This is a genomic window from Paraburkholderia sp. RL17-368-BIF-A (assembly GCF_046054045.1).
In the GTDB taxonomy this organism is placed as follows: domain Bacteria; phylum Pseudomonadota; class Gammaproteobacteria; order Burkholderiales; family Burkholderiaceae; genus Paraburkholderia; species Paraburkholderia graminis.
The window spans coordinates 182,091-196,821 of sequence record NZ_JARESN010000011.1; the positions used below are offsets into that span (position 1 = coordinate 182,091).

At 62.9% G+C, this 14,731-nt stretch carries 12 protein-coding genes; 7 read left to right on the top strand and 5 right to left on the bottom strand.

What is annotated here, in order from left to right; genetic code table 11:
* The 4 genes from P0D87_RS20340 to P0D87_RS20355 form a co-directional block, all read right to left on the bottom strand.
* Positions 1-915, bottom strand: coding sequence for an ABC transporter permease (locus tag P0D87_RS20340; protein ID WP_053860035.1), 915 nt, complete (start codon positions 913-915; stop codon positions 1-3).
* Positions 916-917: 2 nt separating this feature from the next.
* Positions 918-1,856 carry an ABC transporter permease subunit gene (locus P0D87_RS20345; RefSeq protein WP_006049496.1) on the bottom strand — a complete coding sequence of 313 codons (939 nt, stop codon included), beginning with the start codon at positions 1,854-1,856 and terminating at the stop codon, positions 918-920.
* Between the two features lie 15 nt (positions 1,857-1,871).
* On the bottom strand, positions 1,872-3,500 hold the full coding sequence (locus P0D87_RS20350) for a peptide ABC transporter substrate-binding protein (protein ID WP_006049495.1): 1,629 nt from the start codon (positions 3,498-3,500) through the stop codon (positions 1,872-1,874).
* A gap of 172 nt (positions 3,501-3,672) precedes the next feature.
* Positions 3,673-4,245 (bottom strand): helix-turn-helix domain-containing protein, encoded by a 573-nt coding sequence (locus P0D87_RS20355; protein ID WP_006049494.1) that lies wholly within the window; start codon positions 4,243-4,245, stop codon positions 3,673-3,675.
* Between the two features lie 390 nt (positions 4,246-4,635).
* Here P0D87_RS20355 and P0D87_RS20360 point away from each other — a divergent pair, with 390 nt between their 5' ends.
* The 7 genes from P0D87_RS20360 to P0D87_RS20390 all read left to right on the top strand — a co-directional run bounded on the left by P0D87_RS20360 (position 4,636) and on the right by P0D87_RS20390 (position 13,263).
* On the top strand, positions 4,636-6,177 hold the full coding sequence (locus P0D87_RS20360; protein WP_053860036.1) for a peptide MFS transporter: 1,542 nt from the start codon (positions 4,636-4,638) through the stop codon (positions 6,175-6,177).
* Positions 6,178-6,271: 94 nt separating this feature from the next.
* Entirely contained in the window at positions 6,272-7,744 is a 1,473-nt protein-coding gene (pdxR, locus tag P0D87_RS20365; protein ID WP_029966681.1) for a MocR-like pyridoxine biosynthesis transcription factor PdxR, read from the top strand.
* Positions 7,745-8,127: 383 nt separating this feature from the next.
* Positions 8,128-8,580, top strand: coding sequence for an HU family DNA-binding protein (locus P0D87_RS20370; RefSeq protein ID WP_006049491.1), 453 nt, complete (start codon positions 8,128-8,130; stop codon positions 8,578-8,580).
* Positions 8,581-8,930: 350 nt separating this feature from the next.
* A complete protein-coding gene (locus P0D87_RS20375) occupies positions 8,931-10,340 on the top strand; it encodes a circularly permuted type 2 ATP-grasp protein (protein WP_029966679.1) in 1,410 nt (469 codons plus the stop codon).
* A gap of 149 nt (positions 10,341-10,489) precedes the next feature.
* The gene (locus P0D87_RS20380; RefSeq protein ID WP_006049489.1) at positions 10,490-11,440 is read left to right on the top strand and encodes an alpha-E domain-containing protein; all 951 of its coding nucleotides are present in this window, start codon (positions 10,490-10,492) and stop codon (positions 11,438-11,440) included.
* A gap of 10 nt (positions 11,441-11,450) precedes the next feature.
* Positions 11,451-12,245: a transglutaminase family protein gene (locus P0D87_RS20385; RefSeq protein WP_006049488.1), complete on the top strand. Its 795-nt coding sequence runs from the start codon at positions 11,451-11,453 to the stop codon at positions 12,243-12,245.
* Positions 12,246-12,393: 148 nt separating this feature from the next.
* Positions 12,394-13,263 carry a proteasome-type protease gene (locus tag P0D87_RS20390; protein WP_029966675.1) on the top strand — a complete coding sequence of 290 codons (870 nt, stop codon included), beginning with the start codon at positions 12,394-12,396 and terminating at the stop codon, positions 13,261-13,263.
* A gap of 112 nt (positions 13,264-13,375) precedes the next feature.
* On the opposite strand, the gene P0D87_RS20395 is transcribed toward P0D87_RS20390, so the two are convergent.
* A complete protein-coding gene (locus P0D87_RS20395) occupies positions 13,376-14,575 on the bottom strand; it encodes a porin (RefSeq protein ID WP_006049486.1) in 1,200 nt (399 codons plus the stop codon).
* Positions 14,576-14,731 lie beyond the last annotated feature (156 nt).

Here is a 14,731-nt window from a genome sequence, read left to right on the forward strand (position 1 = left end):
TCAGCGGTCCTTCGGATCGAATGCGTCGCGCAGACCGTCGCCGACGAAATTCACGCAGTAGAGCGTCACGCACAGCATCACGGCCGGGCACAGCAGCAGCCACGGCATCGATTCGAGCTTCTGCGCGCCGTCCTGAATCAGCACGCCCCAGCTCGTCATGGGTTCCTGCACGCCGAGGCCGAGGAACGACAGCACCGACTCGGTGAGCACGATGTTCGGCACGGTGACGCTCGCGTACACGACCACGACGCCGAACAGGTTCGGCACGATGTGGCGCGCGATGATCGAGCGCGAACTCACGCCGATCGCTTTCGCGGCGTCGATGAATTCGCGCGAGCGCAGCGACAGCGTCTGCCCGCGGACGACGCGCGCCATGTCGAGCCACGAAAACGCGCTGATGGTGAGCACGACGAGATAGAACGCGCGGCCGAACATCGTCATCATCAGAATGGCGATCAGCATGTAGGGGATCGCGTACATCATGTCGACGATGCGCATCATGACCGCGTCGACGCGTCCGCCGAGATAGCCCGCGGTCGCGCCGTACGCGACGCCGATCAGTCCCGACACGAGCGTGCCGAGCAGGCCGACTTCGAGCGACACGCGCCCGCCTTGCAGTGTGCGCGCGAGCAGATCGCGGCCGAGTTCGTCGGTGCCGAACCAGTGCATGTTTTGCAGCGTGGGCGGCAGGCTGATCGCGGACCAGTCGCTGTCGATGGGACCGTTGCGCAGCAGCCACGGACCCGCGACACACGCAATCACGATCAGCAGCAGCACGACCGAGCCGGCGAATGCGGCGCGATTGCGCACGAAGCGCGCGGCGGCGGTGGCGAGCGGGCCGCGCGAACGCGGAGCGTTTGCAATGGCCGCGAGCGGATCGAGCGCCGCGGCAGCCGGTTGAAGAGAGCGGGCCATGATCAATACCGGATACGCGGATCGAGCCACGCATACGCGAGGTCGACCAGCAGATTGAAGAGCACTGCGACGGCCGTGGTCAGCACCACGAGGCCGAGCACGAGCGTGTAGTCGCGATTGATCGCGCCGTTGACGACCAGTTGCCCGAGGCCCGGCAGCGCGAACACCGATTCGGTGACGACGGCTGCGGTGATCGACGAAATGCACACCGAGCCGAGCAGCGACACCACAGGCATCAGTGCGGGCTTCAGCGCGTGGCGCAATACGATCGTGCGGCCGGGCAAGCCCTTCGCGCGTGCTGTGCGAATGAAGTTGCCGGTCAGCACTTCGATCATGCTGCCGCGCATCACGCGCGCAATGGCGGCCACGTTGATGAACGTGAGCAGCACGATCGGCAGCACGCGGTAACGCCATTCGCCTTCGCCCCAGCCGCCGGCAGGCAGCCAGCCGTGGCCGTCGGACGTCTTCAGCAGGACCGCGAAGATCCACACGAGCACGGGCCCGAGCACGAACGGCGGCACCACGTTGCCGATATTGCCGAGCACCATCACCATGTGATCGACGAAACGATCGCGCCGCACGGCGGCGAGCGTGCCGAGCGTCACGCCGATGACCAATGCGATCGGCACCGACACACCGCCCACGCCGAGGCTAACGGGCAACGCTTTCCACACGAGGTCGTTGACCGACCAGTCGGCATAGCGGAACGACGGGCCGAGATCGCCGTGCAGCAACGAACCGAGGTAGTGCAGATACTGCAGCCACAGCGGTTCGTCGAGCCGATACTTTGCGTTCAGGTTCGCGAGCACGGCCGCCGACAGTTGCTTGTCGGTGTCGAACGGCCCGCCCGGCGTGAGATGCAGCAGCAGATAGCACGCGGTGATCACGGCGAGAATCGTCGGGATCGCCCACAGCGTGCGGCGCAGCGTATAGGCCAGCATGTCGATGCTCCGCGTTTAATGCTTGATCAGATACATGTCCTGCGTGGCGCGCTGATCGACGTAGTTGGTCGACGTGTAGCCGCCTACATACGGCTTCACGAGCCGCACCGCCGAGTACTGAAAGAGCGGCACCATCGGATAGTCGTTCATCGCCATGTCGTGCGCCTTGGTGAGCAGGGCAGTGCGCTTCGCGTCGTCGAGCTGCTGGTTGGCTTCGTCGACGGTCTTGTCCACTTGCGGATTGCAGTAGCGCTGATCGTTCTGCACGCTGTGGCAGCGGATCAGATCGAAGTACGACATCGCGTCGTTGTAGTCGACGAACCAGCCGTCGCGCGAAGCCTGCACCTTGCCGTCGTGGCGCTGTTTGAGCAGCACCTTGTATTCGACGTTTTCAAGCTTCGCAGTAACGCCGAGCTTGCTGCGCCATTCGGATGTCGCGAAGAGCGCGACCTTCTTGTGCAGATCGTTCGTGTTGTACGTGAGCGTGAAGGTGAGCGGCTTCGCATCGGAATAGCCCGCGCTTTTCAGCAGATTGCGCGCATAGTCGACGCGCTTTGCCATCGGCCAGCTTGCCCATTCGGGCTTGAAAATGTCCGCGCCTTGCGTGCCCTTCGAGATGAGACCGTACATGGGCAGCTCGCCGTCGGCGGTCAGGCGCTGCGTGAGCAGATCGCGGTCGAGGACCATCGACAGTGCCTGACGCACGCGCTTGTCCTTGAACAGCGGATCTTCGTTGTTCAGGCTGTAGTAGTACGTCGCGATCTGCAAGCCGGTTTTCAGCTCACCGCCGAACTGCTTGCTCACCTGCGCGTAGATGCCCGACGGAATCGAATACGTGTAGTCGAACTGGCCGGCCTGATACATGCGCATTGCCGTTTCGTCGTTTTCGATCGGCAGATAGGTCACTTTGGTGATCACGACCTTGCTTGCGTTCCAGTACGTCTTGCTCTTTGCGCCGACGAGCCGGTTACCCGGCTGCCAATCGGCCAGCATGTACGGACCATTGCCGACGAAATTGCCCGGCCGAGTCCAGTCGCCGCCGAACTTGGTCACGACGTCGCGGTTGACCGGCGCCATTGTCGTCATCGCGGCCAGTTGCGGGAAGAACGCAGCGGGTACCTCGGTGGTGACTTCGAGCGTGTACGGGTCGGCGGCTCGAACGCCGAGGCTCGAGAGCGGCGCCTTGCCCGCGAGAATCGCCTTGCCGTTCTTCACGAACTCGACCAGCACTGTGTATTTCGAGCCGGTCTTCGGATCGAGCACGCGCTGCCACGCATAGACGAAATCGTTTGCGGTGACGGGCTGGCCGTTGCTCCAGCGGGCGTCGTGGCGCAGCTTGAAGACCCATGTGTCGGGCCCCGTGCGCGTCCACGATTGCGCGACGCCGGGCACGATCGCGCCGGCCGCGTCGATGCGCGTGAGTCCTTCGAACATGTCGAGCCCGATGGTGTTGCCGGTCCACGATTCGATGTGCGCCGGATCGAGCGACTCGGTTTCGCCCGGCACCTGGCGGGTCATTTCCTGGCTGGCGGCGAGCGTGACGCCGGCCGGCACGGTGACGGCAAACGCCGAAGAAGAAAGCGAAGACGTCAAGGTAAGGACGAGCGCACTCAGCGCCGTCGCATAAGCAAACGGGGTTTTCATCGGTTCGGAATCGCAGGAAAGGTCGGGAGAAGAACGCGCCGGCGCTAAAGCGCCTTGCTATCTGCTTTGTTCGGGCCTGGGCGGCCCTTGTTGTTTGTCAGACATGCAGGAATCCTTACATTTAGTAATGCAGGCTGTCCTGCCGGATGAACCGGAAAACTAGCCTGCTTCTTTAAAACAGTCTCGGTGTGCCGACCCAGACGACCACCGACTCCACGCGTGCGGTATTCGCCCAGCTATGCGGCACAGTCGATTCGTAATGCGCGCTGTCTCCTGCGCGCAACACGAAGGTCTTGCCTTCCAGCGTCAACGACACTTCGCCGTCGATCACATACATAAACTCTTCGCCGGCATGCGTCGTGACTTCCGAACGCTTTTGTCCGACCGGCATCTTCACGAGGATCGCCTCGAGCTGACGGCCGCCCGTCACGTTCGTCAAGCGGGCGAACAGATTCGCCGAGTCCGCGAAGCCAAAAAACTTCAGCTGATCGCCGCGGCTGACCGAACGCTCTTCGCTGGGCGTATCGACGAAATACTGCACCGTCACCCCGAGCGCGTGAGCGATGCCCGCCAGCGACGTGATGGAGGGCGACGCGAGGCCCCGCTCCACCTGCGACAAAAACGGCTTGGAGATACCCGCCGCAGTTGCCGTGTCGTCCAGCGTGCGCTTCAACCGTTGCCGCAACGCGCGAATCTTGCTGCCTACTTCGAGTGCCGAATTGCTCTTATGAATTGTCGTGACCATAGCAGGAGGAAATTAGCCCGTCAAAATTTGTTTGATATAAGCAAATATGGTTTGATGGCGCCTTGCCGGGACTGCGGGCCTGAGATCCCGGCTTCAAACGCAACGCCTTTTTCGAGACAACACGCTATGTTGCCAGAAGCTAACAGCCGGTCCGCCGATCCGACGGGCGACGCGAAAAGCCGCGCTTCGATTCAGACAGACGTGCGGCGACTTTAGGCAGTGTCCGCATCCATGCATTGTGGATATGAGCGCGGCCGGCGCACGACACGAAACGCAAGCTTGCGCATGCAGCCGAACAACGCATGGCCGTCCAGCCGTTTTTGCAATCCGATGATTCACGGCGCGCGGCAGTTTGCCGACAGCCCCACTATTTGAAACAAGAGGTACTCGATGGATTCACCACAACGCCCTGAAGCGCAGGTCTCGCAGACGCGCTCGTTTTTCACGGTCTTTCTGATCGAAATGTGGGAACGCTTCGGCTATTACGGCATGGCCGCGTTGCTCGTGCTGTTCATGATCGACAAGCTGCATTTCGCGGACAGCCACGCCACGCTCACGTGGGGCGCGTTCACGGCGCTCGTGTACGCGTCGCCGTCGATCGGCGGCTGGATCGGCGACAAGATTCTCGGCACGCGACGCACGATGATCTTCGGCGCCATCGTGCTCGCGGCCGGCTATCTGATGCTCGCGCTGCCGAACGACCAGCTCGCGTTCATGTATGCGTCGCTGGGCGTGATCGTCGTGGGCAACGGGCTTTTCAAGGCGAACGCGGCCAATCTCGTGCGGCGCATCTATGAAGGCGACGACGCGCGCATCGACAGCGCGTTCACGATCTACTACATGGCGGTCAATATCGGCTCGACGGTGTCGATGCTCGCGACGCCGTGGATCAAGGACCATTGGGGCTGGCATGCCGCGTTCGCCGTCTGCTGTGCGGGGATGCTGCTGTCGGTGGCGAATTACTTCGTGATGTTCCGCACGCTCGCGCATATCGGCTCCGCGCCCGATGCTGAGCCCGTGCGCTGGAAGCGCGTCGGCGCGATTGCGCTCGGCGGCATTGCGCTTGGCGCAATCGCGATGTTCGTGCTGCAGCACAAAGCCATCGCGGTGGCGTGCGTGTATGCGGCGGGCCTCGCGATTCTGGCGATTTTCGGCTACATGCTGCTCAAGTGCGAGCGCTCCGAACGCGCGGGTCTGGTGGCCGCATTGATCCTCACGGCGCAGGTGATCCTGTTTTTCGTGTTCTATGTGCAGATGTCGACGTCGCTCACGCTGTTCGCGCTGCGCAATGTCGATCCGCGCTTCTCGCTGTTCGGCGCGACGCTGTTCACCTGGAGCGCGGCGCAGTTCCAGGCGCTCAATCCGATCTGGATCATGCTGCTGAGTCCGCTGCTTGCGCTGCTGTATACGCGGCTCGCGAAGCGCGGCAAGGACGTTCCCGTCGCGGCGAAATACGCGGTCGGCTTTGCGGTGGTGGCGGCCGGCTTCTTCGTCTACGCGGCAAGCGGCCGCTATGCGGTGGAAGGGCGCGTGTCGTCGTGGTTCATGGTCGGCGGCTATGGCTTGTACTCGCTCGGCGAACTGCTGGTGAGCGGCCTCGGCCTCGCGATGATCGCGCGCTACGTGCCCGCGCGCATGAGCGGCTTCATGATGGGCGCGTACTTCGTGGCAACCGGCGTGTCGCAGTATCTGGGCAGCGTGGTCGCGAATTTCGCGCAGATGCCGGCCGGCGACATGCATCCGCTCGAATCGCTGCCGCTCTATACGAAGCTGTTTACCGGCCTGGGATGGCTCGCGGCCGCGGGTGCGCTGGTCGCCGTGCTGCTGTTGCCGCTGATGCGCAAGCTCTCGCGCGAGCATCAACGATGCAGCGACGCCGCGCGTGACGACGCCAAAGAGCGCGCCGCACGAAGCGGCGCGGTGGCGCAGTAACAAGCCCGCCGGCGCGTTGAACTGGCGCTTGCCGCAGGTCTCGCGGAAGTATCATGGCGATGACATAACAGGTAGCCAGCAGGTAGCAGCCAGAATGGAAATTCACATCGCCGTCGAAGGGCATCACGATCTCTCCGGACAGATCTATCGGCAACTGCGGGCCGGCATACTCGAAGGGCGTCTCGCCGGCGGCACGCGCCTGCCGTCCACGCGCGATCTCGCGACGCAACTGGGCGTGTCGCGCAAGACGACGCTCGACGTCTTCGAGCGGCTTCTCTCCGAGGGTTATCTCACCGCGCGGGCCGGTTCGGGCACCTTCGTCGCCGACGGACTCGAGCGCTTGCCGACCGAGCGCTCGCCGCATGCGCGCGCGGCCGACTCGTCGCGCGACCGCGAGCAGGCGACGAAGGACGCCGTGCGCGCCCAACCGCTGTGGGACCAGATGCCCGACAGCTTGCCGTTGCCGCGGCCTTCGGTTGCGTCGCCCTACGATTTCGTCGGCGGCGCGATCGACAAGACGCTCTTTCCGTTCGACGTCTGGCGCCGCTGCGTGAATCACGCGCTGCGCGCGCAATCGCGCGGCCCCGGAACATACCGCGACGCTGCCGGCGAACAGGAACTGCGGCTCGCGATTTCACGCTACCTCGCATTTAATCGGGCGGTGTCGAGCAACTGGGAAGAGGTGATCGTCACGCAAGGCGCGCAGCACGCGCTCGATCTGCTTGCACGCGTCACGCTCGGTCCAGGCGAAGTCGCGGCCATCGAAGACCCCGGCTATCCGCCTGCGCATGCATGCTTCGCCGCGACCGGCGCACAGGTGGCGCACGTGCCGGTGGATCGCGAAGGTTTGATCGTCGGCAAGCTGCCGGACAATGCGCGGCTCGTCTATGTGACGCCGTCGCATCAGTTTCCGCTCGGCATGCCGATGAGTCTGGAGCGCCGCGTCGAACTGCTGGAATGGGCGCAAAAACGCGGCGCCGTGATCATCGAAGACGACTACGACTGCGAGTACCGTTTCGAAGGCCGGCCGATGGAGCCGTTGAAAAGCCTCGACCGTGCGGGACTCGTCGCCTACGTGGGCACCTTTTCGAAAACCATCTTCCCGGAGTTGCGGGTCGGCTATGTGGTGCCGCCCGCGTCGCTATACAAGCCGCTTTTCAAGGCGCGGCAAATCGCGGACTGGCACGGCTGCACGCTCACACAAACGGCGCTTGCATCGTTCATGCTCAACGGCGATTTCGCCAAGCACCTGCGGCGCATGCACAAGACCTACGCGGCGCGGCGCGCGACGTTGCTCGCGCATCTGCAAGGCGATCTCGCGCCGTGGTTCGAGCCGATCGTGCCGACGGCCGGCATTCACCTGGCCGCGCACCTGAAGGCGCCGTTGACCGAGCAGGTTCTGGTGGCGGCGGCGAGCGAGGCGTCGATTGGTCTGTATGGACTCGCGCCGTTTTACCAGCGCGCAAAACCGCGGCCCGGTCTGATTTTCGGCTACGGCAGCATCGCCGGGCAGCATATCGACGCAGCGTTGACGAAGCTCGCGGACATCCTGCCAGGCATCGCCTGATAGCGCGCCTGGCCCGCGGCGCGACGTCATGGCGTTGCAACGGCCAACATCGCGCGGCCAATGCGGAGTTACCCGAAGCGTTAAAAAGGTTGCGGCAATCGTGTGTCCCGCACAAGCCGGTCACGCAGAATATGCCGCTATACATGGGTTGAAACGGCTTGTAACGCACTTTACGAATCGACGCCGCCAGCTCCGCCGAAGCAGTTTAGCCCCTGAAACAAGGCTCAAAATGTGTTGCGCAGTCTGCGCCGCGCAACAAACCTGTGCTGTTATACATAAAAGAGTCGCGCAAATCGCTTGAGCGCTTGTAGAATCCGGCGTTGAAGCGTGCGCATACCGTGTGCGCTTCGTGCAATTCACTGACCACAACAGGTAGGAGAAACATGCCGACTTCCGCAAAAAAGGTGGCCAAGAAGGCTGCTGCCCCGGTACCGACCAAGAAGGTTGCTGCAAAGAAAGTCCCTGCGAAGAAAGCTTCCGCAGCTAAGAAGGTCGCCGTGAAGGCGTCCAGCGCACCGTCGCCGATCAAGGACACCTTCACGAAGGCCTCGCTGGCTACTCACGTTGCTGAACGCGCTGGCGTCGAACCGAAGGCTGCCAAGGCCGTCCTGGCCGCGCTCGAAGACACGATCCTCGGCGCTGTCCACAAGAAGGGCGCGGGCGAATTCACGCTGTCGGGTCTTCTGAAGATCGTCGTGCAAGCTGTGCCGGCCAAGAAGAAGCGCTTCGGCAAAGACCCGTTCTCGGGCGAAGAGCGCTGGTTCCCGGCCAAGCCGGCTAGCGTGCGCATCAAGGCACGCCCGCTGAAGAAGCTGAAGGACGCTGCAGCAGGCTAATCGCGCTTCTGCGCCACTTGATGCGTCGCTCACGGCTACAGTTGACGTAGCGTATTTCGAGCCTCGCACTGCAAGTAGTCTGAATCCCCGTGGATGCAAATCCACGGGGATTTTTTCATGGCGAACAACGGCGTGGTGCATCGCCGATCGATCCATGCACTCTACTAGCGCATCGTGGGCCGCAGCAGTACGATGGCAGCGAGGCGCCAGGCTTTTCGATGCGCGCTTCATGTGCATGTCTGTCGGATTCCGCGCTAAAAGCCCAATGGCATAGCGCTTGCTTGAATGAAGTCGAACACCGAATGCGCAGCGCATTCGCCTTCTATCCGACAACAAGAGCGGGGCGTGACATGCGATGCTATGACGAGATGCGTCATCATGACGATGCCGTGCGGCCACACTACGCGCGCTTTGAGCGGTGGCTAGAGAAGCAGGGCAACGAAGCAATCGCGCGCAAGCGTGCGGAAGCGGACCTGCTGTTCCGCCGGGTCGGCATCACGTTCGCCGTGAATGGCGACCTCTCCGGCACTGAGCGGCTGATTCCCTTCGATCTGATTCCACGCATCATTCCGCGCCACGAGTGGCAGACGCTGGAAGCCGGTTTGCGGCAACGCGTGCAGGCGCTGAATCTCTTCATTCACGACGTCTATCACGATCGCAAGATTGTGCGCGCCGGCATCGTGCCCGCCGAGCAGGTCTATACCAACGCGCAATACCGGCCGGAAATGCAGGGCGTCAATGTGCCGCTCGGTGTTTACGCGCACATTGCCGGCGTCGACGTGGTGCGTGCGGGCGACGACGGCGAGTTCTACGTGCTCGAAGACAACCTGCGGGTGCCGTCGGGCGTCTCGTACATGCTCGAAAACCGCAAGATGATGATGCGGCTTTTCCCCGAGCTGTTCGTGCGCAACCGCATCGCGCCGGTCGCGCATTATCCCGACCTTTTGCTCGATACGTTGCGCTCGGTGTCGCCCGAAGGCGTCGACGATCCGGTCGTCGTCGTGCTCACGCCGGGCATGTACAACTCCGCGTATTTCGAGCACACGTTCCTCGCGCAGCAGATGGGCGTCGAACTCGTGGAAGGCAAAGACCTGTTCGTCGACGACAACTACGTGTTCATGCGCACGACGCAGGGACCGAAGCGTGTCGACGTGATCTATCGCCGCGTGGACGACGACTTTCTCGACCCGCTCGCGTTCCGCAACGATTCGGCGTTGGGCGTGCCTGGCTTGCTGACCGCGTATCGCGCGGGACGCGTCGCGCTCGCGAACGCAATGGGCACCGGCATCGCCGACGACAAATCGATCTATCCGTACGTGCCCGACATGATCGACTTCTACCTGGGCGAGAAGCCGATCCTCAATAACGTGCCCACGTTCCAGTGCCGCAAGCCGGACGATCTCGCGTACACGCTCGCGCATCTGGCGGAGCTCGTCGTCAAGGAAGTGCATGGCGCGGGCGGCTACGGCATGCTCGTCGGACCCGCATCGACGAAGGCCGAGATTGAAGCGTTCCGCGAGCGTCTGATCGCGCGGCCGGCGGGCTATATCGCTCAACCGACGCTCGCGCTGTCCGCATGCCCGACCTTTGTCGAAGCCGGCATCGCGCCGCGCCATATCGATCTGCGTCCGTTCGTGCTGTCGGGCAAGACCGTCACGATGGTCGCAGGCGGACTGACGCGCGTCGCGTTGCAGGAGGGGTCGCTCGTCGTCAATTCGTCGCAGGGAGGCGGGACCAAAGATACGTGGATGGTCGACTGAAGCGGTTGCCGCACGGCTCCCGATAGCCGCGCGTGCAACTCAGCGCGCCGGGGCATTTGTCAGATGCCGCGGGCGCATAGGAAACCAGCGGGATAACCAGCGCGAGCCTTTAACTCAACATCTCGCGTCATCAGACACGGAACGCCGTCATGCTAAGCCGCACCGCCGATCACCTCTTCTGGATGGCCCGCTACATGGAGCGCGCGGAGAACACCGCCCGCATGCTCGACATCAACCTCAAGGCGCTTTTGTTGCCGCAGACGCCCGAACAGGAGGCGCGCGCGCAACGTTCGGTGCTGCGCATCTCCGAACTCGAGGCCGCTTTCGCCGAGCGTCATGACGAGCCGACGCGCGAACACGTGCTCGACTTCATGGTGGCGGACGCGACCAATCCGTCGAGCATCCACTCGTGTCTGCATGCGGCGCGCGAAAACGCGCGTGCGGTGCGCGGCACGTTGACGACCGAATGGTGGGAGACCATCAACGATACGTGGCTTGAATTCAACGAGCGCATTTCGTCTGGTCAGGCGTCCGGCAACCCCGGCGCGTTGTTCGAATGGGTGAAGTTTCGCTCGCACCTTTCGCGGGGCGTAACGATCGGCACCGCGTTGCAGGACGACGCATTTTTCTTCACGCAGCTCGGCACCTTTCTGGAGCGCGCCGACAACACCGCGCGCATTCTCGACGTGCGCTTTGCCGACGTCGAGCCGAATTCACGCGACGCCGCGCGTCAGTTGGAGGACTTCTATTACTGGACGTCGATCCTGAGTTCGGTGTCGGCGCTCGAGATCTATCGCAAGGTTTATCGCGACGTTGTGACGCCGGCGCGCGTCGTCGAATTGATGATCCTCAATCAGCAGATGCCGCGTTCGCTGCTGGCTTCGCTCGAAGGCGTCTGCGCGAATCTGGCGATGCTGCGCACGCCGGGCTCGAACCAGTGCGAACGGTTTGCCGGCAAACTGCGCGCCGAACTGCTTTACTCCGACATCCGGCAAATTTTCGAAGCCGGCCTGCACGCGTATCTGACGCAGTTCCTGGCTCGCGTGTTCGAGCTGGGCAATCTCGTCGCGCGTACTTATCTGATGCTGCCAGTCGCCTGACGGAGTGCTTATGTACCTGACGATCCGCCACGAGACGTCCTATCGTTATGAAGCGACTGTCCATTACTCGATCCAGCAACTTCGGCTGACGCCGGCAAGCGGCGCGTCGCAGGTCGTGCGGCGCTGGAACATCGACGCGCCGGGCAAGCTCGACGCGGCCGTCGACGCCTATGGCAACGCGCTGCACACGCTCGTCATCAACAAGCCGCATAACGAGATCCGCCTTCACGTATCCGGCGAAGTCGACACGATCCCGCTCATCGACGGCCGTCTTCGCGACGATGCCGGCCCGATTCCGCTCGAGCATTTCACCTGCGCGACGCGTTTGACGGAGGCCGATGCGGCGGTCCGCGAACTGGCCGGATCGGTTCCTGACCTCACGAGCACGTCGAGTCTGATTGCGCTGTCCGAGCGGATCGTGGAGCGAGTCGGCTACCACCCCGGCGTGACGGAAGTGACCAGCACGGCGGCGCAGGCGCTCGAACTCGGCAACGGCGTGTGTCAGGACCACGCGCATCTGATGCTCGCATGCTGCCGGGCGCGCGGCGTTCCGGCGCGCTACGTGAGCGGCTATATCGAACCGGGCGACGTTCCGCACGCGGCGAGCCATGCGTGGGTGGACGTGTGGCTCGACGGCTGGGTTTCCGTCGACGTCACGCATGCGGCGTTTGCCAGCGAGATCTATTGCCGCCTGGCCGTGGCGCGTGATTACGAGGCCGCGGCGCCGGTGCGCGGACGGCGCATCGGCGGTAGGGAGGAGCAACTGAACGTGTCGGTGACGGTCAGCGCAAGCACGCCGCAGTAGCCGGCGAGGAGGCAGCGGCGGCGCTTCGCCCACCCAACGCGGCATCGCTATCAAGAACATAACCGCAGACGCCGTAATACGAGAAAGGGCGCATCGACGCCGCATTACAATAGCGTCGTTCAGTCTTTTTTTGCGGGTACGTTTCACTATGACTTACTGCGTAGCGATGACCGTCGAGGAAGGTCTCGTGTTCCTTTCCGATACACGGACCAATGCGGGCGTCGATCACATCAGCACCGCGCGCAAGATGGCGGTGTTCGAGCAGCCGGGCGAGCGCATGCTGGTCCTGCTGGGCGCGGGCAATCTGTCGCTTACGCAAGCGGTGCTGCACGAACTGTCGGAACCGGCCGATGCGTCGCAGCCCACGCTGTGGAACGTGCCTACGTTGGGCGACGCCGCGCGCGTGATCGGCCAGGCGGTGCGCACCGTGCATCAGCGCGAGGCGGAGGCGCTGCAGGAATTCGGCGTCGACTTCAATTGCAGCTTTATCCTCGGCGGCCAGATTGCGGGCAACCGGCCGCGTCTTTTCATGATTTACGCGGCGGGCAACTTCATCGAGGCGTCGGCGGTGAATCCGTACTTTCAGATCGGCGAGGCGAAGTACGGCAAGCCGATCATCGACCGCGTGCTGACGCCGTCCACGCCGCTCGACGAAGCCGCGAAATGCGCGCTTATTTCAATGGATTCGACCGTGCGCTCGAACCTGTCGGTTGGGCTGCCGCTCGATCTGCTCGTCTACGAGAAGGACACGCTGCGCGTCACGCGCTTCGTGTCGATCGATCACGACAACGCTTACTTCCAGATGATTCACCGCACGTGGGGCGAGAGGCTGCGTCAGGTGTTCGGCGAGATTCCCGATCCTGACTGGCAGGAGTCGCAGCAGGTGCCGACGTTGCAGCGCGAGCGGGCGCTGGTGCTGCATCGCGCGCCGGTGGGCGCGGACGGCGTCGAACACGAATTCGACGCCAAGCCGGCGCAGACTCTGGCGCAGGCGGAAAAGGGCAAGGCGCAGCGGTAGGCTTAACCGCTGCCCGCCACAACAAAACCTACGGACGAAAAAAAACCAGCCACCGGCTTGCGCCCGTGGCTGGTTTCGAACTGCGTAAGCTTCAGCAGTCCGTCAAGCCCATTTAGAACTTGTGGCGAATGCCCAGGCTGATGATTTCCTGGCTGCTCGAACCGGCCTGGTAGCCATACGAGCCAACCGATGCACCGGCGTTGACAATGCCACCGGTCGCTGCATCGCGCTGATGACCGCTTGCGTGCTGGTATGCGCCAACGAGGTACAGGTCGGTGCGCTTCGACAGGAAGTAGTCGCCGCCCAGCGAAACCTGGTGGTAGTTCGCCGACGTGTCGCCTGCGCCGTGCGTGTAGGTGTAGCCCAGACCAAGCAGCATTGCCGGCGTGAGCTGGTAGCCAGCGTACGCGCCTGCAACGTGATACTTCTCTTGCTCTGTGAAGCCCGAGAACGCGTCCGGCTTGTATTGCGCGAAGCTATAGCGAACGTTGAACGTGAACGGACCGGTCACGTACTGTGCAGCCGCCGACGTGATGTCGATCTGCTTGGCCGATGCGTACGCGCCGTTGATGTTCGAGCCGTCGAACGTGCCGTCAGACGTCACGCCTGCGTTCCACGTGCCACCCTGGTTGCCCGGAGCGACGCCGCGGCTGGTCAGCGTGTTCGCGTTTTGCATGCGGAAGTAGCCAGCTGCAACGCTGAACGGACCGCCCGACCACGTTGCTGCACCTGCCCAGGATTGGCCTGCGCCGGTTGCGCCCGCAACGCCGCCCAGTGCGTACATGCCTTCGAACTGGAAGCCGCCCCACACCGGCGAAACGTACTTGATTGCGTTGTTCGTACGCGAGCTGTTGTCGTTGTTGTCAACGTCGCCCGGCGTCGTGAACGTGCTGCCGAAGAAGTTGTCACCCGTCAGCGGCTGAACCAGGTCGACCAGCGGATCGTACTGGCGACCCAGCGTGAGCGTACCGTATGCGTCTTGCGTCAAGCCGACGTATGCCTGGCGACCGAACAGCTTGGTGCCCGTGCCGTACGAACCCATCTTGCCGTTGTTCGGGTTGAAGCCGCTTTCCAACTGGAAAATCGCCTTCAAGCCACCGCCCAGGTCTTCCGAGCCCTTCAGGCCCCAGCGGCTGCCCTGCAGGTTACCCGCTGCGAGCTGCCACAGATTGTTGTTAGCCGGGTTGGCGTTGTGAACGTACTGGACCGATTCATCGATCAAGCCATACAGGGTCACGCTGCTCTGAGCGTGAGCGACGCCCGTTGCGCCCAGGAGCGCCAGCGAGAGGGTAGACAGTGCGATTCGTTTCATCCATTTCTCCACGCAGATGATTAGTTTACTTGTTGCGGAAAGGAGAATAGCTCACTGCGTCAATCGGCAAGAACTGGAAAAAAAAGAGTGTCGCCAAAAACCGACAACCCGCGCAAACCCTTGTATTTAAAGCTCATCCGGGATTGTTGCCTTTTC